Source organism: Duffyella sp. Ts4 (assembly GCF_051851875.1).
In the GTDB taxonomy this organism is placed as follows: domain Bacteria; phylum Pseudomonadota; class Gammaproteobacteria; order Enterobacterales; family Enterobacteriaceae; genus Duffyella; species Duffyella gerundensis.
Map to the genome: position 1 here is coordinate 344,750 of NZ_JBLYPN010000003.1, position 22,792 is coordinate 367,541.

Sequence of the window (22,792 nt, forward strand, 5' to 3'; positions counted from 1 at the left end):
GCCTGACGAATCACCGGCTGAGCATCGCGCGTTGTGCCTCTTGTTCGCGCAGAAAATCGATAAACGCCCGCAGTGGAGCAGTCATAAAGCGGCTGGAGAAATAGAGCCACGGCCCCTCAAACGACGACCACCATTCCGGTAAAACCGGCAAGAGATCGCCCGCGTCGAAATGCGGCTGTAGCCAGTTTTCAAACGTCGCGATGATGCCGTTACCGTTGCGCGCAAAATCGATGGCTGCCGATGCGCCATCGACCCCAATGATCAGCCGTCCTGGCGGATCCACGCGCAGCATCTGTCCGTGACGACTGAAATCCCACGGCACCAGCGCGCCGCTGGAAAATTTCAGCCGTATGCAGTCATGTTCAGGTAAATCAGTTGGATGGGTAATGCGGTCGCGCGACGCGAGATAGGCGGGCGAGGCGGCCAGTGCCAGGCGCTGGATGCGCGGCCCAATGGGCACCGCGATGGCATCCTTCGCCAGATGTTCGCCGTAACGAATGCCCGCGTCGCAGCCCGCCAGCGTGGCGTCCACCAGCCGATCATCGACCATCAGCTCCACACGAATCTGCGCATGCTGTGAGAGAAAGCGATCCAGCAGCGGCGGTAAGATGTCCACCATGACAGCGCCGGTGATGTTCAGTTTGAGCGTGCCGCGCAAATCCTGCTGCGGCGTAGTCACATCATTGAGCGCGGCGCGCACCTCCGTAAGCAGCGGCGCGATGCGCTCGGCCAGCGCCTGACCCGCTTCGGTCGCCCTGACGCTGCGTGTGGTGCGGGTAAACAGGCGTGCGCCAAGGCTGCGCTCCAGCGCCGAAACTTTCTCGCTGACCGTGGAGGGCGACAGGCCAAGCTGGATCGCCGCCGTGCGAAAACTCTTCTCGTTAAACACCGTCAGAAAAACCGCCAGGTTCTCCATTCCAGTCGCATCGCTATTGTTCGCCATACCGATCAGCCTGTTCTTATTATGCTCGTTTATCAAAACTATCAGGCAGGCTATAAATTCAGAACACAAAAAACGCCTGTTAAGCAGAAAGGCACTTATCTTCAGGAAACGCAGATGAACAGCAAGAGCGTACTTATCACGGGCGGCAACAAGAGCATCGGTTTTGAAACGGCCAGGCAGTTAGGTCAGCGGGGCTATACGATTTGGCTGGGTTGCCGCGACGAACAACGTGGCGAGGTGGCCGTTGCCAGACTGGCTGCGGAAGGCATCAATGCGCGGTTAATCATCATGGATGTCACCAACCTGTCGGGCATTCAGGCCGCGGTGCAGCGGATGCAGGAGGAAGAGGGAAAGCTGGATGTGCTGATTAATAATGCCGGGATTTCGGGTGCGCAGCCGGTTGCTCCCAGCGCGCAAAGCCTCAGTGACATCATGGCCGTTTATGATACCAACGTGTTTGGCGTCATCAGGGTGACGCAGGCGTTTCTTCCGCTGCTTAAATCCGCGCCCTATGGCCGTATTATCATGGTCAGCAGCGGCCTCGGTTCGCTGGAATGGGTCGCCGACCTCAGCCATCCCTATTCTCAGGTCGAGGCGATGGGCTACACCAGTTCGAAGTCAGCGCTTAATGCCATTACGGTAGCGTTCGCCAAAGAGCTGATCAAAGACAACATCAGCGTCAATGCGGTTGATCCGGGTTATACCGCTACCGATTTCAACGGCCACACCGGCTACCGAACGGTAGAGCAGGCTGCGGCGGGTATCGTCTGGCTGGCGGAGCAGGAGAGAGCGGAGATGACGGCAGGTTTCTGGTTTGATCAACAGCGGGCGCCCTGGTAATGGCCTCGCCCCCGTCGGCACCGGCGCCGATGGTTCAATGCCGATCGTTCTCCGCAGCGCGTTGTTATTCCGCCTCAACCGAACGCGCAACTTCTTTGACAGCGCTCTCCACGCGTTCTGAATTGCGCTGAATGCTGGCGATCACCTCGCTGGCTTCGCGCATCAGCGTAACGCCTTGCCCGGTATTTTCCAGGCTGGTTTCGATGCCTTTCAGTACGTCTCTGGTCAGCTGGTTGTTGCCGGATACCACCTTTTCAATCGCTTCGGTAGCGCCGCTGACGTTGGCGGCCAGGCTACGCACTTCGGCGGCGACAACGGCAAAGCTGCGGCCCGATGCGCCCGCTTTGGCAGCCTCGATCGCCGCGTTAAGCGCAATCAGGCGCGTTTGCAGGGCAAAGCCACGAATGGTTTCCACCATGCCATCAATGCTGTCTGACTGCTTGTTAAGACGGACAATGTCGGTCGAGACCGTGTTCATATCCTGGGCAATTTTATCGATCATGCGTATGCTGTTTTCGATCACATTGGCTCCGGCCTGCGCGCTGCCGCGTGTTTGCACTGCCATTTCCCACGCATGCACCGCCGCATTTTGCTCTCGCTGATTGCGCAAAACCTGTTCCGTCACGTCAGACGCAAACTTCACGATTTTGTACAGCTCGCCTTTGCTGTTAAACACCGGATTATAGGTTGCCCGCAGCCACAGCGGCTCACCGCGACGGTTAAGGCGGGGAAACTGGCCGGAGAAAAACTCACCCTGATTAAGCCTTTCCCAGAACTGCCGGTATTCGTCGCTGCGGCAGAGTTTTTCTGAGCAGAACAGACGGTGATGCTGACCCAGCACCTGATCGCGCGTGTAACCGGTGGCCTGCAGAAAGTTTTCGTTTACATCAAGCACGATACCGGCGGGACTGAAGGCGATCACCGCCATTGAGCGGCCGATCGCATTAATCACCGATTCCTGTTCCAGCGCAGATTCCATGCGCGCCGAGATGTCTGCGGCGATTTTAATGATTTTAAACACCTTGCCGCGACGATCGGCGATCGGGATATAGCTGGCTTCCAGCCAGACCGGGCGGTTACCGCTGGCCAGCCGCAGATATTTATTGCTGAAGCTTTCTCCCGCCGCGAGACGCTGCCAGAAGCGGCGATATTCAGGGGAATTAACCAGCTCCGGCGGGCAGAACATGCTGTGATGGCGGCCAATGATTTCATCAGCCCGGTATCCCATCGCCGTCAGAAACAGCGGGCTGGCTTTCTGAATGATGCCGGTAGGAGTGAATTCAATCACGGGCATCGCCTGGCTTAAGGCGTTAAAAGACGCGGATGAACGCTGGCCGCGGCGAGGGTTCAGCAGGGCAAAAAAATTTTTCACTACATTCAGTTGCATCAGAGATACCGGGTGAAATGGGGACTAGCTGGGTTATCGGCAGATCCGGCGTTCACATCACCCATCACTGTGATAGTTTCTGCTGATTATTATGTCCAGGCGTTACAGGCGAGGTAAATCAGACATTACGTCAGGCTCGCCGGCTGCGGAGAGAAGGGTGAGAAGGGAGAAAACGGCGGTCAGGTGGTGTGAAGGTCAACCTGAGGGAATGATGGTGTTCATTCCCGCAGGTTGCGTGCATGGGTGCAATTCGCGGGCGGCGTGCAGCTGGAGCTATCAAATGCTGCATCTTAGTGCCACAGGGCTCAGGCGGTTGATGACTGAAAGGGCCGGTTCAACCGATCGTTTAATCGGTGAACGTGAAATCCGCGTGGTGGAGATGACCGGTTTTCACATAGACCAGGGTGTCGGCAGCGGCGGCGTGCAGGGCGGGGTAGGCACCCGGAGCAAAGCGCAGCCAGCTCCCGGTTGGATAACGGGTTGCCGCCGAGGTTAATTCACCGGACAGGATCAACACTTCTGCTCCGCTTGCGGCGTGGTCCTGCACCAGCGGCTCGCCGTCCGCCAGCTTTTGCAGCAGCACCGTTTCACGCTGGCTACTGTACAGTGGGCAGAACTGCCTGCGCGGCTCGCCCTGCCAGAGCGTGCGATCGTGGGTATTGGTGCGCACCCAGGCGCTGTCATCGGCAGACATCTGACGAAGCTTAACAAACAGCGTGGCGCCTTCGCGACTTGATGGCTGATGGGACGATCCATCCGGGCTGCGCAGATAGCAGCCTGCGGGATAGTCGATACCGTTTTCGCTGAAAACGCCGCTCAGCACCAGGATTTCTTCACCACCTGGATGACTGTGCTGAGGAAAATCAGCGCCAGGCGCATATCTGACCAGGCTGGTGGCCCGCGCCTTTTCAGCGCCGATACGATCGAGCATAACGCGCTCGACGCCTGCCTGTGGCGAACTGATCCAGTGATGATCGTCAGGCGTCACCACAACGTTTTGTGAAAAATCAGCATTGATTAACATGGTTCTCTTCTTGTTATGCGGTATCCGCACATAATTAATGCCTTGCATCGTCAGAACAGCGCGGGTTTATCGCGAGTTACGGCAGGCGTTTACTTTCGCCCTGCTTTTTTCTTCAGCAGAAACATCGCGAAGGCGGTCAATACCCCAATCAAGGGGAAGGTGGCGGCACCTGCGAGAAAATTGTGCTGATCGGTGCGCTTTTCACGGCGAATGTCGGCAAAGCGGCGCAGCGCCCGGTCTGCATTCAGTGCGCTAACTTCTTCAAATTGCTTTTCATATCCCTGTTGCGACAGCTGTTCTGCACCCATGGCGTCCGATCTCTCCAGCGCAACAACGTGCCTGGCTTTCTTGTAGAAACAGTAGTGGGGCATGGCTGAATTCCTGCTAAGAGAAGCGAGTAAATAGTCCGTTTGTCTGCATACGGGTTTTTAGCCGTTGACTGAAGGCGCCAACGCATCACTTACGATAACAACATTAGCGAGCCGCGCGATAGCAGTGTGTGCTTACCTTCGTCCGCCGCCAGGCAAAAACAGGGCGCACCGCCTTTAGCCTGTCTCGTTCTGTGCCGATATGGGATATATTGATAACCCTTCTATAAATTCGCCTTTTATCACAGGTAATATCGGCAATGGCTCTGATCCCAAAAAACTATACGCGTCTGGAAAGCGGCTATCGTGAGAAAGCCCTGAAACTGTTTCCCTGGGTGTGCGGTCGCTGCTCGCGGGAGTTTGTTTACTCGAACCTGCGTGAATTAACCGTTCACCATATCGATCACGATCACACCAATAATCCGTCAGATGGCAGTAACTGGGAGCTATTGTGCCTCTACTGTCATGATCACGAGCACTCGAAATATACCGAAGCGGATCAGTATGGTACCTCGGTAGTGGCGGGTGAGGATGCGCAAAACGACGTTGAGGCAGCAACCTATAATCCTTTTGCTGATTTGCAGGCGATGCTTAACAAGAAGAAATAACCCAGATGCCGCACGGCTGCGGCTTTGCAAAAGCTGGCGCATTCTCGCGGCGGCTGTGCGACGCCGTAGCCACCCCTCTTTCTCTCCTTTCTCCTGACTTTTGCGCATCCCATGCTGCTTTTTTTTATCGGCGGCCTGTTTCTGCCCTAAAAGCGCTTTTCTTACCGCACCTGAATTGCATCACTCTGTAACACTTAAATTTAAATAATAACTTCCCTGCGTGGAATAAATTGGGCCTGGCCTGGCTGGCTACCTCATCTGGTTTGGTGATGTAAGTGACATTAATAAAAAATCATTTGGCTTAGGGCGGATTTTCCAGATTTTGGCCAGTAGTAAAGCGGGCGGGCGCAGACTAATTTATGGCAATCCAGCGTCGACTGTTAACCTTTTTCATCATATTAAGTCATTGAGGTTAATAGAAGTAAATTGAGCTGACGCGCGGGCTCTCACAAAGAGTGGTACTGTTTAATCTTGCCGACAGGCAATATCTGCGTCCTGCATTGAACATTTTATTTGGCTGTACTGTTAACCATTTTCCTTGTTGCGGATTGCCTTTTATCCCTGGAGCACCGGTTCAGGCTCAGCGCCTTTTTGGCCGCTGGCCGCTGCATGCCTGCGAATAGTAAAGATTTTCTTTACTTTTCCGGCGTCGTTTAAATCATTTACCGGTGTATAAGAGGAAAATCATGGCGTATTCAGGCACAGGTCGCGTCACTGCCGTATCGCTGGCCAGCGGTCAACCACTGTCGCAGTTCAGTGAAGGCGATTCCCGATCCATTCTTAACGAGCCTGCGATCATCACGCTGCAAGGCCCGGCTGCCCAGGTCGCGGCTTATCAGCAGCAGGGCAACGATCTGATCCTGCGTTTTCAGGACAGCGATACGGTTCGCTATCAGCAGTTTTTTAATCAAATCGACGGCAGGCACAGCGAGCTACGTTTTCAGCAGGACATCGCCGTGCAGAAAGTGCAGTTTGCAGATACCGCGCCGGGCGACTCCACAACGTTAACCCCGCTGCTGCCGGTGGTGCATGCGCCTGAAGGCGCGGCTACCGACGTCAGTACCCCAGCGTTAGTGGAAACCCCTGGTGCAGCGGCTGCCTCTATCGCCTCAAACCCCAACGATGCAGCTGACATCACGCTAAACCGTGACGCGCTGCCTGTTTCAACCCTCACCGCTGCACCATCAACAACGCCATCAACGTTAGCCATTGCCACTAATGAACCCAGGGCCGATGCGTTACCGGTACTGCATCTCGATCCGATCGCTGATGATAATGCGCTGAACTATCAGGAGGGTGTTTACGGCATTCTGTTTTCCGGCACCACAGAAAATCTGCCCACCGGTTCCATCGTTACGGTCACGCTGAATGGCAAAAGCTGGGAAAGCGGCGTCTATGAAAATCAGTGGCACGTGCAGATCAACGATAGCGAACTCAGGGACATCAAAGATGGCAACTACCGCGTCACGGTGAGCGTTGCTGATGAACAGGGGAACAGCACCAGCCTCAGCCGGGATCTGCTGCTGATTACCCACTACAACAGCAGTAATCCTGAGATCCACGTTAACCCTCTCACGCTGGCTGATGAGGTACAGCACGACGGCCAGACCTGGTACCGGCTCAGCGGCACCCTGGAAGCGCCGCTGCCGCTGAAGTCATTTGCGGTGCAGAGTTACGAAGAGATGAGCTGGCGCGGCGGCGAGATCCATGCCGACGGTAGCTGGAGTGTGGAGATCAGCGCCGATGATATCCGCAGCGGCGGTAGCCTGACGTTTGGCGTGCTTGATGGCGCCGGCAACTGGTTTGAGCAGGGCATGAATGTGTCGATTGACCTGACGACGCCGGTTGAACCGCACGACCCAGGCGACGTGGATCCTGCGCTGCCAGGCGATAACCCTGGCGATACGCCGCCGGTGGATGGCGGTGAAACCACGCCGCCGCCGATCAGCGGCCCGCCGTCGTTAACCCTCCACAGCTTTACCGGCGATGCGGTGCTGAGCGCCGGTGAAAAACTCACGGCGCAGACCCTGAGCGGCACCACGCAGAATTTGGCACCGGGAAGTACTCTGACCGTTCAACTGAATGGTGAGAGCTACACCACGATGCTGGCCGCCGACGGCAGCTGGAGCGTCACCCTTCCGGCGGCCGATCTTCAGGCGCTGCCGGTGGGAGCCAACCGCATCAGCGTCAGCTTTGACAACAGCGTCGGCGGCGTCACTACGGCGGTCAAAAATATCACCGTAGAAGCTGCTGTGCCGCCTGCCGATGCGCCGCAGCCGTCGCCAACCATTGAAACGCCGTTTGGCGACGGCATGATGAATTCAGCAGAGCATTACCGCGCCTTTACCCTCACCGGTAGCACCGGCATCACCGGTGCCGGACAGAAAGTTGAGCTGACCATCGACGGCATCAATTATGCGGGCACCGTTGACAATGCAGGTCGCTGGAGCGTGCCGCTCTCTTCAGAACAGCTGCGCGAAGCTGACTTGGGCGATGGCGGGCATAATATTGTGCTAACCGCCACCGATGTCTGGGGACAAACCGGTACGGCCCTGAACCACTTCATCATCGATACTCAGGAGCCCGCCATCAGCGTGAACACGCTGGCGGGCGACGGCCTGATCGATCTCACTGAAATCAACACGCCGCTGGTGATTTCAGGCCGGGGCGAAGCGGGCAGCGCTATTGAAGTGACCTTTGGCAGCACGGTGTGGAACGGCACTATTGATGGCAGCGGCCAGTGGCAGTTCACCGTGCCGACGGAGACGCTGCAGAGCATGGGCGAGGGCAGTTTCGTCGCCGTGGCCCGCGCGACCGATGCGGCGGGCAACAGCCACACCGACGCGGCCCAGGTGCAGATTTTTGCTTCGGAAGCGCTGCCGCAGCTGACCCTCGATCCGGTTACCGGCGACAACGCGGTCAGTTATCAGGAAGGCATCTACGGCATCCTGTTCACCGGTAGCGCGACGCACCTGCCAGGCGGCACGCTAATTTCCCTGACGCTGGACGGTAAAACCTGGGAAGGTAGTGTTTATGGCAATGAGTGGCGAGTGCAGATCTCTGACAGCGATCTAAAGCCGATCAAGGATGGCAACTATCACATCACCCTCAGCGCCACCGACCTGAACGGTAACCGCGCCAGCCTCAGTCAGGATCTGTTGCTGATTACCCACTACAACAGCAGTAATCCTAAGATCCACGTTAACCCCCTCACGCTGGCTGATGAGGTACAGCACGACGGCCAGACCTGGTACCGGCTCAGCGGCACCCTGGAAGCGCCGCTGCCGCTGAAGTCATTTGCGGTGCAGAGTTACGAAGAGATGAGCTGGCGCGGCGGCGAGATCCATGCCGACGGTAGCTGGAGCGTGGAGATCAGCGCCGATGATATCCGCAGCGGCGGCAGCCTGGAGTTTGGCGTGCTTGATGGCGCCGGCAACTGGTTTGAGCAGGGCATCAATGTGCCGATTGACCTGACGCCGCCAACCGATGGCGGAGGTCCGATCCTGCCAGAGCCCACCATCGATATGCCGTTTGACGATGGCTGGCTGAACCGTTCCGAAAAACAACACAACGAAACGCTGACCGGTACCACCGGCATCAGCGGTAGTGGCCAGGCGGTCAAGGTGATCATCGGTGGCAAAACCTATGCTGCCACCGTCACCGACGAGGGCAAATGGAGTCTGACATTAACACCGGAGAACATGAAAACCGGCTTTGGCACGGGTAAACACGGCATTATTGTTACCGCAACCGATGCATCTGCACATTCAGCAACCCTGACTGCCAGTTACACCGTCGATGTCTGTAAGCCAAAAATCAGCTTTTCGCATCTGGCTGATGGCCACAAAATCAACCTGGATGAAGGAATGTTGATCGCTGGCAGAGGTGAGGCGGGCGATGCGGTTACCGTGACGCTTGGCGATTATCAGTGGCAAACCAGCGTGACGCGGGCGGGCACCTGGAGCGTGCAGCTGGAGGCTGCTGAGGCACACACGCTGGCGTCAGGCGACTATGCGCTAACCGCCACTATTCAGGATGCCGCAGGCAACATCGGGCACGCTGCGCTAAACGTTGCGCTTTATCACGAGGTTGCACCGCCGCAGTTGGCCGTCGCGCCGAACGACGTGTTGGCGACGCTCACCGATGAAAAGCCGATCGAGGTAGCGGATCACAGCGCGGTGGAAAACCCGGGCGTTAACCCGGATGTGCTCAGCGCGGCGGGCCTGGGAAGTCACGACGCCTTCTCGCTGCTGTTTTTGCACACGCTCACCAGCCCGGACAGCAGTGCCGATCATGACATGCTGCGGATGACGGGCTCACACGAGGCGCTGGATTTCGCCACGCTGGGCCTGAAAATCAGCGGCGTTGAGGCGCTCGATCTGGGAAGCGCGGGCAGCAACAGCGTGACGCTGGGGCAGAAAGATCTGCTGCAGCTCGCCGATAGCGCCAGCGATACGCTGACCATTAAAGGTGCTGATGGCAATGCGGTGACACTGAGCACGAAAGAGGGCGGCGTCTGGCTGGAGGATGGGCAGCGCACCCTTGACGGCCAGCAGTACGATCTTTACCACACCGCTGCTCCCGGTCATGAAGGCTCTCTGGCGGATGTGCTGATCCAACATAATTTGCAGGTACAAATAGTCTGATCTCCCTGGCCGGAGCGGCAATGCCTCTCCGGCCCTGGTTGACACGTATTCTGCGGCGCTGGCGTGTTAAGGCCAGGCACCAATGGATTTATGGGCAACGACGGCACTGTTGTTGCTTCCATCCTTGCAGGCCGATCGACAGATATTCCCCTCCCCGATAACTCTGCCACCGAATCGTAGTCAGGAAGTTTCTGCTACGCTTCGGGCTGCACTTATTTAACAGCAACGGTGACGGTGACCACCACTGACCGCCGCCACGTTAAGTCAGTACCTCCCCCTATGGCCGCCGTGCGTTTCCAAAAAGGGAAATCAATAACATGAAGGAGCTTACGATGACGTTAAAAAAATCATTCACCATGATGGGTGCATTATGTCTGATTACGGCGCTGAGCGGCACGGCAATGATGGCATCTGCCGCCGACGTAAAAACCACGGCGGCAGCGTCAGCGCAGAAAATTACTCTGCTCGGTGGCAAACTGGCTTTTACGCTGCAGGGTTATGAGTCACAGCCAGTGCCGGGCGGTGCGCCGGGCACCCTGTACGTGAACCGGCAGCAGAAGCGCGTCATGATCGTCGGCGAAGAGGCGGTGCCAGTGGTCGCACGCGGCGCCAGCGATACGGATTTCCTCAACGGTATGAAGGCGATCAAGGACAAGCAAAAACAGGCCTCTCCGTCGTATACCGTGCTGAGTGAAAAAACCGAGAAGGTTAACGGCACTGACGTTTATCACATTGAAGCCTCCGACAGCATGGGCGGTAAAAATGTGCAGCAGGCCACTCTGCTGGCGGTAGCCAACAAGCAATTCACCGTGATTCAGGTGATTTCAGGCAGCAAGGACAAAGCAGGACATGAAAAAGCGGTCAATAACATTCTGGGTAAATAAAACCTGAGATCGCGCGTTACCTTGTTGAAATCATCACGAGCCTGAAGCGGGTTCGTGATTTTTTTTGCAGCTGTTATGACCGTCAGCTGATGCAGTAACAGTAATCATAGCTAACAGGTTAGTAACGCAATCGCGCAGCGCCGAGCGCTATCAGTAGAAAGCCCGCCGCCAGCAGAGAGAAGGCGAAAAACAGCGTGGAATAATGCGCTATCCAGCCCAACAGCGCCGGGCCACCAAGAATACTCAGATAGCCCAACGAGGTGACGAACGCCACCGACATGCTCACCGACATCGCCTTTGACTGACCGGCCAGCGTAATCAGCACCGGCACAATATTGGCAGCACCAATGCCGACCAGGGCGAAGCCGATCAGGCTGGCCGTCCAGCCCGGTACAAGTATCACCACCAGATAACCGACCATCGCAAGCAAGCTACCGGCTACCAGCATCATCCTGCGACCCAGGCGGTTGACCAGGCGATCGCCGGTCATGCGCATCAACGACATCGCCAGCGAAAACAGCGCAAATCCCCATCCAGCATGCTCCAGCGGCATCCCTCGTTCCAGGTTCAGGAAGGTGCCGCTCCAGTCGATGATTGCGCCTTCCGCCATAAAGCAGAGCATGGTCATGATGGCCATCATCAGCAGATACGCATCGGGCCTCAGGCGACGCGAACGCGGTTGCGCCGTTTTCTTCTCATCACTGCCGCCTGGCAACAGTCCACGAAACACCGTCAGCAATACGGCCGCAGTGATGGCAATGGCACAGAAGGTGCTGGTCAGCGGAGAAGCACCGTTGCCAAACAGCAGTGCGCCACCCCAGCAGCTCGAGGCTGTCCAGCGTCGCCAGCAGCGGTAACACCGCGCACCACAATGCGGCGGAAAGCACCATCACCGCGCGACAGCCAACGCGTTTAATGAGCATGCCGGAGAATGACATAGAGAGCAGCGAACCGGCACCGAGGCACAACAAAAGCATGCCCAGTTGATTAGCCTCGGCGCCGGTTCTGTTCTGTACATAGGGAACCAGCGCCGCCCACAGGCCATGTTTTGGCAATAGTGAAACACAGACTTGCAGGACTTAATGTATTAAAAAGAATGCTGACATGAAATTAACCTGGCGGAGTGTAGCAGAGTGGTGATGGCTGAAAAATCTCTGAAGGCTATCAGTGTCGCGCGCGGATGAATCTTGAAAAAGTAATGTCTGTATTTTTCTCTGATCGGTGAGTGCCAGCAATACATTAATGCGTTTTTAATCATCCCAATTAAAAGTGTATCTGCGCCAGGAGATATAGCCGATTTCCGACTCTACGCACCCAGGCAACGTTGGTGCAGTGGTCTTGCGGCAGACTGGCCCGTTTACATCGAAAAAGGGCCTGGGGCTGTCTCACCGCTATACCATGCATTGCTTATCATGGCCTGCCATCATCTGATTGATGGCGGCAGATAGCTCTCGCAGCGCCGTGAATGCTGCTAAGGTTAGCCTGACATTCGTGACGACGCGATGAACCTAAGTCTGCCTACCTCAGGATGGACGCAGCCACTTTCGTCCAATCCCCTGGCGCCAAAAAAGGATGCAGTATAAAAAATGCACTGATTGTGATCGACATACAGAATGACTATTTTCCTGGCGGCGCATTCCCGCTTGAGGGCGCTGAAGCCGCCTGTGAAGCGGCAGTAGAAGCGATTGCCCGTGCCCGCGAAAACGGCTGGCTGGTGGTCGGCGTTCAGCATATTGCTACGGCCGATGCGCCGTTTTTCCGTCCCGACACCGAGGGCGCTGCGTTTCACCCGCATGTCGCCGCCGCGCTGGAAAATGCGCCCATTGTGATCAAAGGCCAGGCAGACAGCTTCTTTGAGACCAACCTCGAATCACTGCTGAGTGAGCACGGCATTACGGAGATCTATCTGACCGGTATGATGACCCAGCATTGTGTCACCCATACCGCGCTGTCGCCGCAAAACCCTGGCATGAAAGTACACATTATTGCCGCAGGCTGCGCGGCACCAACCCGCGCGCTTAGCGATCTTGCGCTCTCCGGCCTTGGCGCTCGCTGCACCATCGAATAACATTGTCATGTAGGCAGGATGTCTACCGGGATCCTGCCTCCTCTTATTCCTTTACTTTCAACCGTTTTGCCTCTTCTGTCTCCATCTTCACGTCCGCCTAACTGCATTGTCTGACAGGTCAAATCAGAGTTGACCCGATTTCATCGATCATTGTCCTTTGAGCCTGTCACCACTTTCTCGTTCCTGTCGTAAAGTCAGTCATCGCACGGCGATGGCGGCCTTATGCGCTGCGCTGAACCTGAAAATGAACATGTTAGAAGGAGCACCTGATGAAACTGACTCAAATTCGTAATGCCACACTGTTACTGGAATACGCAGGCAAAAAATTCCTTATCGATCCGATGCTGGCTGAAAAAGAGGCCTGGCCCGGCTTTGCCGGTAATGCGCGTCCGCACCTGCGTAACCCGATGGTTGAGCTGCCGGTGAGCGTGGAAAGCCTGCTGGCGGTGGATGCGGTGATTCTGACCCACACGCATACCGATCACTGGGACGAGGCGGCGCAACAGGCGATTCCAAAAGAGATGCTGATCTATACGCAAGATAGCAACGATGCGGCGCTGGTGCGTTCCCAGGGCTTTCAGCATGTTCGTGTCTTGCAGGAAGAAAACGCCTTTGTTGATGGCCTGACCATTTTCAAAACCGACGGGCAGCACGGCAGCAATGAACTTTATGCCGATCCGGTGTTGGCCGAGCTGCTCGGTGACGCCTGTGGTCTGGTGTTCACTCATCCGCATGAAAAAACGCTGTATATCGCCGGTGATACCGTTTGGGTGAAACCTTATGTCAGAAGCCTGCAGCGCTTCCGTCCTGATGTGGTTGTGCTCAACACCGGCAACGCTACAAACGATCTCTACGGCCCGATCATCATGAGCAAAGAAGACACGCTGCGCACGCTGCAACTGTTGCCTGAGACCACGGTGGTGGCTTCGCACATGGAATCGATCAACCATTGTCTGCTCACTCGCGCCGAACTGCGTGAGTACACACGTGAACAGGGCATCGCGGACAAGGTGCTTATTCCGGCAGATGGTGAAACAATGGTGTTTTAAGCCGCTGCAGCGAAGACCAGAACGCGGCGTCCGACAGGGCGCCGCGTACCGCGAATGAGGAGGAGAAATCGATGTCAGCATTGACGGTTGCCGTGGTGATCACGCCGGGATTCAGCCCGTTTCATTTTTCGGTGCCCTGCATCCTGTTTGGCAACGCGATGCCGGATCCGCAGCTGTTCAACGTGGAAATCTGCGCGGAACAGTCGGGCACGGTGCTGTCAGATATTGGCCTGTCGATGAACGTGGAGCACGGTCTTGAACGGCTTGCGGTTGCTGACATTGTTATCGTGCCTTTCTGGCACAATCCTGACGAGCGGCCCGCGCAAGCGCTGCTGGATGCGCTGACCCACGCCTGGCAACGCGGTGCGGAGGTGGTGGGTTTATGCCTCGGCACCTATGTGCTGGCGTACGCGGGCCTGCTCGATCATCATCGTGCCGCCACGCACTGGGAATATGAACGTGACTTTAGCGCGCGGTTTCCTGCCGTTCATCTCGACAGCAACGCCCTCTACACCTGCGACGAGCGCCTGATCACCTCCGCTGGCACCGCAGCCGGTATCGACTGCTGCCTGAACATTATTCGCCAGCATTACGGTGCGGCGGTAGCTAATCGGGTGGCGCGCAGAATGGTGGTTCCGCCTTATCGCGAAGGTGGGCAGGCGCAGTTTATTGAGCGTCCGCTGCCGGAGAATACCCGCGATGCCAAAATTAATGCGCTGATGGATTATCTGCGGCGCAATCTTGACCAGCCCCACGATCTCGATTCGCTGGCACGCGTCGTCAATATGAGCCGCCGGACGCTAACGCGGCATTTTCTCAAGGCCACCGGCACCTCGCTGGGTGAATGGCTAAATGCCGAGCGGTTGCAGCGCAGTCAGGAGCTGCTGGAAACCACCGATAACAGCATTGAAAGCGTGGCAGCAATGGCAGGGTTCCAGTCGCCGATCTCATTTCGTCAGAGTTTCAAAGCCCGCTTTGGCGTCAGTCCCAGCGAATGGCGCCGCACGTTTCGCGGGCCTGCGCAGGTGGCGCTGGAGCACGCCTGACACCTTTTCGAGGCAGAGTCGTGCCTGAATCGTCAGCATGGCTGCCACTGCGTTTTCAGCGCAGACAAGCGGCCTAAGGCTTAGGGGGTATTCTCGGCGGGCGAATGAAAAGTGGAGAAAGGGCCAGCGTTTGTGGCCCTTCAGTAACGATTACTTGCCTTGATTCTGCTGCTGTTTGTCGGCTTCTTTCTGCTTTTTGTTCGCCATGTGATGACCGACGACACAGCCTGCCGCCGCGCCAGCGACGCCATGATGTGCCATGTGGCCGCCAACACCGCCGACCGCGGCACCTTTAAGACAGCCTTTCGCCTGTACCTGAACCGATGCCGACATCAGCAACGCCAGCGTGGCCACTAACAATGAAATCTTACGCATGTGACGAGTATCCTTGAAAGAGAGTAAACAGCGCTATGCCTGACAAACTGGCCAGAACTGCGGGCAACAGTCAGCCAGACACAGCGCTGTGAATAATTAACGGGTCGAATCAGGTTATGTATAGCCGATGCCTGAAGGTTGCGCCGGAGCTTATAGAAACAGGGTGTGTCCGCTGAAACAGATAGTGTCAGCGCCGATGACGTCGAAAACCTGTGGCAGCGCCAGGGGAAAACCGCGGCCAGCGGAAGAAAGATGCCCGCTGCGCTCTGCGCAGCCTGACGGCACGCGGCCCGGCGAGCATTGGCCGCATTGCAGATAACATCAGACGAAGCGAAAAGAGCGCCCTCAGGCGCCCGCAACTCGCTAAAAACTATACGCTTGCGCCGTTGAAAGTGTAACAAACGCAGCCGACAGCGTGGCGTTATGGTGCGCCACGATCGCGTCAGCGGAGAGCGCGGCGGTATCCATGGTGGTATGCGCATCCGCAATTAACGTAACTTTCCAGCCACCATCGGCCGCCGCACGGCAGGTGCTGTCGATGCAGAACTCGGTTTTCATTCCCACCACCACCAGTTCGTCGATTGCACGCTGGCGCAAAAGCCGGGCCAGTTCGGTTTCATGAAAACAGTTTGGCCGGGTCTTGCTGAACAGGATGTCGCGTTCGGATTGAACATCCAGCTGAGGGATTAACTGGGTTAGCGGGCCGTCCGGCGCCAGGGGCGAGCCCTGCGGTCCGGTGTGGCGCACGGCGAGGATCGGCGCGCCCGCGCATCGGGCATTGGCGATCAGTTGGTTGATGTTTGCCAGCACGCGGTCGCCGGCAAAGGGCGGCACGGCGCCGTGAAAAAGCCCGACCTGCATATCAATAATCAACAGGGCCTTGCGGCAGGATGGTTGTGGCATTGTCACTCTCCATTGGTGTCATGCACAACGGATCGCGATCGCCCCGTCGTTACATGACGGGGTTGAGAAGGATAGGTTAACTGACCATTGCATCCACGCTCACGCCGCCGCCAAATGCGGTGGTGCGGGTTGTGGTGGTGATACGTCCAGCGGCGATAAACATAGCGGCTCGCTATCCTGCAATGATAAGAAAGCTAACCTATCACATAATTTTCTGTCGGCCGTAGCAAATTCTCAGTTGATCGCCTGCGCGATGAGAAGCGGCATGAGACGGCCTTATTTTTCTGCTAACTGGAGTGCGTTATGGCTATCCTTGAAAGAAAAAACTATCCGGCGCTCGGCAATGTCAGCGCGCCCTATGTACACGCGGTAAAACACGGCGATACGCTGTATGTTTCGGGGCTGACCGCGTTTGGTAGCGCGGCACAAGGTGCCGGAATGGCTGCGCAGGCAGAGGAGATTTTTCGGCAGATGACGATCGTCGCGCAAGCAGAAGGTACGGATGTCGCCTCGCTGATTAAGGTGACGATTTTTATCACCTCATTTGCGGAGATTGCGGCGCTGCGCGAGGTCCTGTTTCGCCATTACGGCGATCACCTGCCCGCCAGCTCACTGGTTGAAGTGAGCCGTCTGTTTTCACCCGATTTGCAGGTTGAGATTGAGGGAATATTTGCACTCTGACGCATTGCCCGCAGGCACATGCGTCAGAGTGCCAACCTTCTAGCGATATAACGGCAGCAGGTTAGCCTTACCCAATGTCCACGCCGCGATGTTGATCACGCCAAAGGCGATAACGGCGATCACCATCAGCTTTTGTGGCAACGGCATCGGCCGATCCGCGGCGAACCGCTGCCTGGCCTTTACCGCTAACAGGGCTGGTACAATCACCGCCCAGATAGTGGCCAACAAACCGGCGTAACCGATGGCGGTGACAAAGCCATTCGGCATCCAGATCGAGGCCAGCAGCGGCGGCAGAAAGGTCAGCGCGCCAATTTTCAGCCGCTTACGCAACGCGTCGCGCTCTCCTGACCAGTCGGCGATAAAATCGAACAGGCCAGAGGTCACGCCGAGAAACGAGCAGAGCACGGCGAAATGGGAAAACACCGTCATCAGCAGCGTCAGGTAGCCTGTCTGAAGATGGCTGTGCAGCGCTTCCAGCAGCGCTTCAATATCACCGCCCTGCGTGATGATGGCCGGAAATTCGCTGCGAGGAATATTACCCATGGTGGCGGTCAGCCAGAACAGGTAAATCACCAGCGCCAGAAAAGTCCCGATCTTCAGCGCTTTTCTGACCCGCTGCTGTTCGCCGCCATAGTAGCGATCGAGGCCGGAGATATTACCGTGATAGCCAAACGACGCCAGGCAAAATGGCACTACGCCCGCGATATAAGGCCAGTACATGCCCGCGCTTTCCTGACTGTCTAACAGCACGGGAAGTTTTACCTGCATCAGCAAGCCGCCAAACAGCGCCACCAGCAGCACGATCTTGGCTATCAGGCAGACCGTCATCAGTCGGCTTACCTCTTTTGTGCCGAGGCAGACCACCGCCGCGACACAGCCGGTCAGCAGAATCTTCGCTTCAACCAGCGTGACCGGCACTCCCGCCGCGGTGATGGAGTGCTGGTAAACCGGACCGCTGGCCGAAATATAGGCGTAAGTCAGAATGCCAAGCACAAATAAAATGCTGACTGAATTGATGATCTCCCAGCCGCGACCCAGCAGATCGCGGGTTAAGGTGCTGTATCCGGCGCCAGCCTGATAATGCCGGGCGGCGTGCAAAAACAGTAATCCTGACATCAGCATGCTCGCCCAACTGCCGATCAGGATCAGTACTGACCAGCCAAACCACGCGCCCGCCATCACCACCGGTAACGTAAACATACCGGCACCGACTACCGTACCGCATATCACCATAGCACCCCACCATACGGATGGTCGGTGCTGCGAAATGGCCAACTCTGTCATTGATTTTTCCTGGTAAACGGGACGTCCGGCATCCGTATCTGCATGCCGCTCCCTTATATTGCGCATTATCCTGCGATCATGACCAGAAAAGCCAGAAATAGGAAGGATGGCAGGATGTTACACCAACAAAACGCCTAAAATCCGTACATCATTGCCATTAACTAATGAAAAATGACAGGGTAGCGTGCCTTCCTCTGCTAAGACCCGCAGCATACTCTGCAAGCCTGCGCGCAGGTTCACCATAGCCACCATGGCATGTGGCGTGGATTGCTGTGGCCGTGCTGCATAAATATAAGTGTTAACGTTGCTGAATATAAAAACAGCATTGACTCACATCCCATCCGCTATATTTGCAGCGTACATCCGTTAATTTCCTGAGCCGGTGCTGCCATGATGGAATGAGATAAGATAAAAAATAAAAAGATAAAGTTCATTAATTTATTGATGATACTTATCACCAAAGAAACAATATCAACTCCATTTCGTTTTATCATAACATATTGATTTTTGATATTATAAATTATGTATTCATAATTCAACCCATTTTGCTTACAAAAAATTACATTTAAAGTATTTATTTTGCTTACCAGAAATTCAATGCTGAAACCCTATTCAGGTTAACCGACATTTTCTTTTGCTTCAGGAGAAAATAATTATGATCAGAAATTTCTTATTGCGGGCGCTGTTTGCGCTTCTGGCTGGTGGGCTATTAGCCCTGGTCGCAGGAAAAGTGATTGATTATTTTCATCTGCCCCTGTCTTTCGATGCGATAGTTATTGGCATTGCGATGTTTGTGGTGATTATCGATCGGATTTTTATATCCCGTATCTTATTACGTCAGAGCAAGCAGTAATCAACGGAGAGAAAAAATGAGAGAACTTACGGTAACAGAACTGATGTCAGTGGCTGGCGGTAACGCCAATTCTGGCTATGAAGGCGGCTGCGCGGCGGCGGTTACGGATGGCGCGACCAGCGGTGCGGTAGCGGGTGCGGTAGGCGGTGCGGTTGCCGGTGCGCTGGGTACAGCGGCATCCGGTCCGGGTTCGCTGGCGGGCGCGGCCGTCTCCGGCGCCGTAGCCGGCATTGGCGGTGCAGCAGCAGGAGGAGTAAGAGCCTACACCACTTCACCAGCCTGTAATGACAACGGTGGCAATAACGGCGGCGGATCGCTGGGCGGAGATGCCAGCGACAACAGTGTTAATGGCCAGTGCCATTGGTAAGCCTGTAAACCGGGAAGGGGTGGCCTGACCCGGTTTTATCTTGCATGTTTTTTCACAGACAGAATATTGCGCCATGATGTACAGAAAGGAAGCGATTGCATCAAGAAATACGCACTGGTCAGGCAAAGCCATACTGTTAGCGGATGTGCAGCCTTACCGCGTCGTGCTGTTCACCCTGTTTTTTTTCGCTTTGTTTTTCGCCTTTATTATTTTTGGTAGTTATACCCGCCGCATCAATGTCTCAGGTGAAATTATCTCTTCACCCCGCGCGATTACCGTATTTTCCGGGCAACAAGGCTTTGTGGTGAGCCAGAAGATGTATCCGGGGCAGGCGGTAAAACGCGGTCAGCCGATCTATCAAATTGACGTCAGTCGTACCACGACATCCGGCGTGGTCAGTAACAAACGCCGTATCAATATCCAGAAGCAAATAGCGGCCATCGATCAGATGGCGAATAAAATCCGCCAGAATAAACAAACCACTCTCGACACGCTCAACCGTGAAAAAGCCAGCTACGAGGCGGCACTGCAACACTCATCTGATGTGCTGGATACGGCGCAACAGGGGCTGCGCATGATGAAAAAAAACATGGAAAACTATCGCAGCTACCAAAGGAAAGGCTTGATTAATAACGATCAGTTAGTTAACCAGTCAACTATCTACTACCAACAGCAGAATGATCTGCTGGGGCTACGCAGCCAGAATGAACAGAATGCCCTGCAAATTTTGGCGTTACAAAGCCGTCTACAAACTCAGGCCGTGGATTTTGATAACCAGCTTTCTCAGCTCGATATGCAGAAAAGCGGGCTGGCTGATGAGTTAACGGATGCCGATGCTAACAGCGATCTCATTATCACTTCGCCGGTTGATGGCTGGATCGACACACTGAGCGTTTCGCCTGGTCAGATGGTGAGTAACGGCGATAGTTTGCTGCAAATCATTCCCGGTGAAAGCCATCATTTTGAACTCATTTTATGGGTGCCTGACTCTTCTGTGCCTTATCTCAACGTCAACCAGTCAATCAACATTCGTTATGACGCCTTTCCTGCGGAAAAATTTGGTCAGTTTCCCGGAAAGATCGTGGCTATTGCCCGCACGCCAGCTTCAGCGCAGGAGATGGCAACCTATCCCGGTGCACCGATCAAATCTGCGGATAAACCGCAAACCTGGTACAAAGTGGTGGTTGCCCCCGGCAATCAGCATTTTCAATACAAAGGGCGACAGATACAGCCAGAAAACGGCATGAAAGCGACCAGCACACTGTTTTTAGAAGAGCGAAAACTCTATCAGTGGATACTTGCTCCACTCTACGATATTCGTAACAGCGCAGGAGGGCTGGTGGATGAAAAATGACACCGCCGTGTGGTTAAAGGAACGCATTCATTTTGGCCCGCAGCGGCGCGTGCCCATCCAGCTGCAAACAGAGGCCGCGGAGTGCGGCCTTGCCTGCCTGGTGATGATCGCCGCCAATTATGGCAAACATACCGATCTGCTGACGTTGCGTCAGAAGGCGGGATTATCCTCACGCGGTAGTACGCTCACCGCGCTGATCACGCTTGCTGAAGGAATGGGACTGGCGAGCCGGGCGTTATCACTGGATCTTGAAGATCTGCACCAGGTACGTAAACCCTGCATTCTGCACTGGGATTTCAATCACTTTGTGGTATTGGTCAGCGCCCGAGCCGATCGCTACGTGATTCACGATCCCGCCGCAGGCCGCAGAATAATTGACCAAAAAACGCTGTCGACACATTTTACCGGCGTAGCACTGGAGCTATGGCCGGGCACAGAATTTACCCCGGAAAAGCGCATCAACAAGCTCAGGCTTAGCACCTTATTGCACAACATCACCGGCTTCAAAAGTGCGATGGTAAAGCTATTCTGCGTATCGATGATTATTGAGTTTATTAGCCTGTTGATGCCCGTCGGTACACAACTGGTGATGGATAATGCGGTACCTGCTGCAGATAAGAGCTTATTAACGCTGGTCTGCATGAGTTTGATGATGCTTATTTTACTGCAGGCCGGCATCAGTATTTTTCGTGCCTGGACATCAATGGTGATGAGCACCTATATCGACATTCAGTGGAAAGATGGCTTGTTCAGACATTTGCTGCGACTGCCATTACCGTGGTTTGAAAAGCGCAAAATGGGCGATATTCAATCGCGTTTTGTTTCTCTTGATACGCTGCGCACAACCTTTACCCAAAGTCTTACCGGTGCGTTGATAGACAGTATCATTACAGTAGGTGCGTTTATTCTACTGCTACTCTATGGCGGTTCACTGACATGGGTGGTTGTCGCCTTTACGCTGCTCTTCGTGGTGTTGAGGGTCGCTACCTATAATCGCTATCGTCAGTCCTCGGAAGAGTTACTGATCAAAAATGCCCGCGCCGCCTCCTCCTTTACTGAAACGCTTTATGCCGTGGCGACAATTCGGGCGCAGGGGCTGGCTGAACAGCGGAGACAAAACTGGCTGAGCATGATATCTGACGCCACCAATGCGTCGGTCAGCCTGATGCGCTTTGATATGCTGTTTCGTATTATCAGCACTTTTGTCGGCGCCTGTGACAGCGTCATTATTTTATGGCTTGGCATCTCAGCGGTGATTGACCATACGCTCACCGTCGGGGCTTTCGTGGCATTCAGCGCGTATCGCTCGATGTTTTCCGATCGTATCCTGTCGTTAACCGGCCTGCTTTTACAACTGAAAATGCTGTCGCTGCACAACGAGCGCATTGCTGATATTGCGTTATCAACGCCTGAAGAAGATAGACCCACGCTGGCACTTTTTCAGCCCGGCGAGGCGTTATCATTAACGGCGGAGCGCATCACGTTTCGCTATGACAGCCATTCTGCGCCTGTATTCAGCGATCTCTCTGTCACGATCGCCGCGGGCGAGAGCGTGGCGATTACCGGACCTTCCGGCACCGGCAAAACCACGCTGATGAAAGTGCTGTGCGGGCTGGCCTCAGCCGATGACGGGCATGTTGTTGTTAATGGCCGCGATATCAGTGCGATCGGGCTTAACAACTATCGCCAGGCGATCGCCTGCATACTTCAGGACGATCGCCTGTTAGCCGGTTCACTGCGGGACAACATTACCGGCTTTAGTCGGGAAATCGATGAAGCGCATATGGAAGCCTGCGCAAAACTGAGCCACATCCATGACGATATTATGGCCTTGCCAATGGGTTACGAGACATTAACCGGAGAGCTGGGCGAGGGGTTGTCTGGCGGACAGCGGCAACGGCTTTTTATCGCCCGTGCTCTCTATCGGCGGCCCGGCATTCTGTTCATGGATGAAGCCACCAGCCATCTTGATGAACATAACGAAGCGTTAATCAATGCTGCTATTCGTCAGCTCAATATGACACGGATTATTATTGCTCATCGCCCCTCAACCATCGCCTCGGCAGATCGCATTATTAACCTGCCGCTATGATGCTGAGAGCAGCGCGATAT

General features: G+C 55.3%; 21 protein-coding genes. 12 read left to right on the forward strand and 9 right to left on the reverse strand.

The window, feature by feature from the left end; genetic code table 11:
- Positions 1-10: 10 nt before the first annotated feature.
- Positions 11-943, reverse strand: coding sequence for a LysR substrate-binding domain-containing protein (locus tag ACJY2L_RS07050; protein WP_439213369.1), 933 nt, complete (start codon positions 941-943; stop codon positions 11-13).
- A gap of 114 nt (positions 944-1,057) precedes the next feature.
- Between ACJY2L_RS07050 and ACJY2L_RS07055 the strand changes: the two genes are divergently transcribed.
- Positions 1,058-1,783, forward strand: a complete 726-nt coding sequence (locus ACJY2L_RS07055) for an SDR family oxidoreductase (RefSeq protein WP_439213370.1) — start codon at positions 1,058-1,060, stop codon at positions 1,781-1,783.
- A gap of 64 nt (positions 1,784-1,847) precedes the next feature.
- On the opposite strand, the gene ACJY2L_RS07060 is transcribed toward ACJY2L_RS07055, so the two are convergent.
- The 3 genes from ACJY2L_RS07060 to ACJY2L_RS07070 form a co-directional block, all read right to left on the reverse strand.
- Positions 1,848-3,170, reverse strand: a complete 1,323-nt coding sequence (locus ACJY2L_RS07060; protein WP_439213371.1) for a methyl-accepting chemotaxis protein — start codon at positions 3,168-3,170, stop codon at positions 1,848-1,850.
- Between the two features lie 346 nt (positions 3,171-3,516).
- Positions 3,517-4,194, reverse strand: a complete 678-nt coding sequence (locus tag ACJY2L_RS07065; protein ID WP_439213372.1) for a cupin domain-containing protein — start codon at positions 4,192-4,194, stop codon at positions 3,517-3,519.
- A gap of 89 nt (positions 4,195-4,283) precedes the next feature.
- Complete coding sequence (locus ACJY2L_RS07070) at positions 4,284-4,502, reverse strand: hypothetical protein (protein ID WP_439213374.1); 219 nt, start codon at positions 4,500-4,502, stop codon at positions 4,284-4,286.
- A gap of 320 nt (positions 4,503-4,822) precedes the next feature.
- Here ACJY2L_RS07070 and yajD point away from each other — a divergent pair, with 320 nt between their 5' ends.
- The 3 genes from yajD to ACJY2L_RS07085 all read left to right on the forward strand — a co-directional run bounded on the left by yajD (position 4,823) and on the right by ACJY2L_RS07085 (position 10,700).
- Positions 4,823-5,170 (forward strand): HNH nuclease YajD, encoded by a 348-nt coding sequence (gene yajD, locus ACJY2L_RS07075; protein WP_439213375.1) that lies wholly within the window; start codon positions 4,823-4,825, stop codon positions 5,168-5,170.
- A gap of 686 nt (positions 5,171-5,856) precedes the next feature.
- Entirely contained in the window at positions 5,857-9,816 is a 3,960-nt protein-coding gene (locus ACJY2L_RS07080) for an Ig-like domain-containing protein (RefSeq protein WP_439213376.1), read from the forward strand.
- Positions 9,817-10,148: 332 nt separating this feature from the next.
- Positions 10,149-10,700, forward strand: coding sequence for a hypothetical protein (locus tag ACJY2L_RS07085; RefSeq protein WP_439213377.1), 552 nt, complete (start codon positions 10,149-10,151; stop codon positions 10,698-10,700).
- 118 nt (positions 10,701-10,818) lie between these two features.
- Here the strand turns inward: ACJY2L_RS07085 and ACJY2L_RS07090 are convergent, their stop codons facing one another.
- Complete coding sequence (locus ACJY2L_RS07090; protein WP_439213503.1) at positions 10,819-11,430, reverse strand: MFS transporter; 612 nt, start codon at positions 11,428-11,430, stop codon at positions 10,819-10,821.
- On the reverse strand, positions 11,399-11,755 hold the full coding sequence (locus ACJY2L_RS07095; protein ID WP_439351289.1) for a hypothetical protein: 357 nt from the start codon (positions 11,753-11,755) through the stop codon (positions 11,399-11,401). The genes ACJY2L_RS07090 and ACJY2L_RS07095 overlap by 32 nt, the downstream gene beginning before the upstream one ends.
- A gap of 542 nt (positions 11,756-12,297) precedes the next feature.
- On the opposite strand from ACJY2L_RS07095, the gene ACJY2L_RS07100 reads away from it, so the two are divergent.
- The 3 genes from ACJY2L_RS07100 (at position 12,298) to ACJY2L_RS07110 (ending at position 14,863) form a co-directional block, all read left to right on the forward strand.
- Positions 12,298-12,768, forward strand: coding sequence for an isochorismatase family protein (locus ACJY2L_RS07100; RefSeq protein WP_439213379.1), 471 nt, complete (start codon positions 12,298-12,300; stop codon positions 12,766-12,768).
- A 269-nt stretch (positions 12,769-13,037) separates the two neighbouring features.
- Positions 13,038-13,817, forward strand: a complete 780-nt coding sequence (locus tag ACJY2L_RS07105) for an MBL fold metallo-hydrolase (protein ID WP_439213380.1) — start codon at positions 13,038-13,040, stop codon at positions 13,815-13,817.
- 71 nt (positions 13,818-13,888) lie between these two features.
- Positions 13,889-14,863, forward strand: a complete 975-nt coding sequence (locus tag ACJY2L_RS07110) for a GlxA family transcriptional regulator (RefSeq protein WP_439213381.1) — start codon at positions 13,889-13,891, stop codon at positions 14,861-14,863.
- 150 nt (positions 14,864-15,013) lie between these two features.
- On the opposite strand, the gene ACJY2L_RS07115 is transcribed toward ACJY2L_RS07110, so the two are convergent.
- Complete coding sequence (locus ACJY2L_RS07115) at positions 15,014-15,238, reverse strand: hypothetical protein (protein ID WP_439213382.1); 225 nt, start codon at positions 15,236-15,238, stop codon at positions 15,014-15,016.
- Between the two features lie 363 nt (positions 15,239-15,601).
- The gene (locus ACJY2L_RS07120; protein WP_439213383.1) at positions 15,602-16,141 is read right to left on the reverse strand and encodes a cysteine hydrolase family protein; all 540 of its coding nucleotides are present in this window, start codon (positions 16,139-16,141) and stop codon (positions 15,602-15,604) included.
- A 303-nt stretch (positions 16,142-16,444) separates the two neighbouring features.
- Between ACJY2L_RS07120 and ACJY2L_RS07125 the strand changes: the two genes are divergently transcribed.
- A complete protein-coding gene (locus ACJY2L_RS07125; protein WP_439213384.1) occupies positions 16,445-16,822 on the forward strand; it encodes a RidA family protein in 378 nt (125 codons plus the stop codon).
- A 39-nt stretch (positions 16,823-16,861) separates the two neighbouring features.
- Here ACJY2L_RS07125 and ACJY2L_RS07130 read toward each other — a convergent pair whose 3' ends face one another.
- Positions 16,862-18,106 (reverse strand): aromatic amino acid transporter, encoded by a 1,245-nt coding sequence (locus ACJY2L_RS07130; protein WP_439213385.1) that lies wholly within the window; start codon positions 18,104-18,106, stop codon positions 16,862-16,864.
- Between the two features lie 655 nt (positions 18,107-18,761).
- On the opposite strand from ACJY2L_RS07130, the gene ACJY2L_RS07135 reads away from it, so the two are divergent.
- The 4 genes from ACJY2L_RS07135 to ACJY2L_RS07150 all read left to right on the forward strand — a co-directional run bounded on the left by ACJY2L_RS07135 (position 18,762) and on the right by ACJY2L_RS07150 (position 22,772).
- Positions 18,762-18,959, forward strand: coding sequence for a hypothetical protein (locus ACJY2L_RS07135; RefSeq protein ID WP_067436030.1), 198 nt, complete (start codon positions 18,762-18,764; stop codon positions 18,957-18,959).
- Between the two features lie 16 nt (positions 18,960-18,975).
- Positions 18,976-19,326 (forward strand): hypothetical protein, encoded by a 351-nt coding sequence (locus tag ACJY2L_RS07140; RefSeq protein ID WP_439213387.1) that lies wholly within the window; start codon positions 18,976-18,978, stop codon positions 19,324-19,326.
- 73 nt (positions 19,327-19,399) lie between these two features.
- Complete coding sequence (locus tag ACJY2L_RS07145; RefSeq protein WP_439213388.1) at positions 19,400-20,680, forward strand: HlyD family secretion protein; 1,281 nt, start codon at positions 19,400-19,402, stop codon at positions 20,678-20,680.
- Positions 20,670-22,772: a peptidase domain-containing ABC transporter gene (locus ACJY2L_RS07150; protein ID WP_439213390.1), complete on the forward strand. Its 2,103-nt coding sequence runs from the start codon at positions 20,670-20,672 to the stop codon at positions 22,770-22,772. Before ACJY2L_RS07145 ends, ACJY2L_RS07150 begins: the two co-directional genes overlap by 11 nt.
- Positions 22,773-22,792: the final 20 nt, after the last annotated feature.

Bases quoted from the DNA above. Each gene is read 5' to 3' on its own strand.
- ACJY2L_RS07050 (WP_439213369.1), bottom strand. From the start codon at position 943: ATGGCGAACAATAGCGATGCGACTGGAATGGAGAACCTGGCGGTTTTT.
- ACJY2L_RS07055 (WP_439213370.1), top strand. From the start codon at position 1,058: ATGAACAGCAAGAGCGTACTTATCACGGGCGGCAACAAGAGCATCGGT.
- ACJY2L_RS07060 (WP_439213371.1), bottom strand. From the start codon at position 3,170: ATGCAACTGAATGTAGTGAAAAATTTTTTTGCCCTGCTGAACCCTCGC.
- ACJY2L_RS07065 (WP_439213372.1), bottom strand. From the start codon at position 4,194: ATGTTAATCAATGCTGATTTTTCACAAAACGTTGTGGTGACGCCTGAC.
- ACJY2L_RS07070 (WP_439213374.1), bottom strand. From the start codon at position 4,502: ATGGGTGCAGAACAGCTGTCGCAACAGGGATATGAAAAGCAATTTGAA.
- yajD (WP_439213375.1), top strand. From the start codon at position 4,823: ATGGCTCTGATCCCAAAAAACTATACGCGTCTGGAAAGCGGCTATCGT.
- ACJY2L_RS07080 (WP_439213376.1), top strand. From the start codon at position 5,857: ATGGCGTATTCAGGCACAGGTCGCGTCACTGCCGTATCGCTGGCCAGC.
- ACJY2L_RS07085 (WP_439213377.1), top strand. From the start codon at position 10,149: ATGACGTTAAAAAAATCATTCACCATGATGGGTGCATTATGTCTGATT.
- ACJY2L_RS07105 (WP_439213380.1), top strand. From the start codon at position 13,038: ATGAAACTGACTCAAATTCGTAATGCCACACTGTTACTGGAATACGCA.
- ACJY2L_RS07110 (WP_439213381.1), top strand. From the start codon at position 13,889: ATGTCAGCATTGACGGTTGCCGTGGTGATCACGCCGGGATTCAGCCCG.
- ACJY2L_RS07115 (WP_439213382.1), bottom strand. From the start codon at position 15,238: ATGCGTAAGATTTCATTGTTAGTGGCCACGCTGGCGTTGCTGATGTCG.
- ACJY2L_RS07120 (WP_439213383.1), bottom strand. From the start codon at position 16,141: ATGCCACAACCATCCTGCCGCAAGGCCCTGTTGATTATTGATATGCAG.
- ACJY2L_RS07125 (WP_439213384.1), top strand. From the start codon at position 16,445: ATGGCTATCCTTGAAAGAAAAAACTATCCGGCGCTCGGCAATGTCAGC.
- ACJY2L_RS07130 (WP_439213385.1), bottom strand. From the start codon at position 18,106: ATGACAGAGTTGGCCATTTCGCAGCACCGACCATCCGTATGGTGGGGT.
- ACJY2L_RS07135 (WP_067436030.1), top strand. From the start codon at position 18,762: ATGATCAGAAATTTCTTATTGCGGGCGCTGTTTGCGCTTCTGGCTGGT.
- ACJY2L_RS07140 (WP_439213387.1), top strand. From the start codon at position 18,976: ATGAGAGAACTTACGGTAACAGAACTGATGTCAGTGGCTGGCGGTAAC.
- ACJY2L_RS07145 (WP_439213388.1), top strand. From the start codon at position 19,400: ATGATGTACAGAAAGGAAGCGATTGCATCAAGAAATACGCACTGGTCA.
- ACJY2L_RS07150 (WP_439213390.1), top strand. From the start codon at position 20,670: ATGAAAAATGACACCGCCGTGTGGTTAAAGGAACGCATTCATTTTGGC.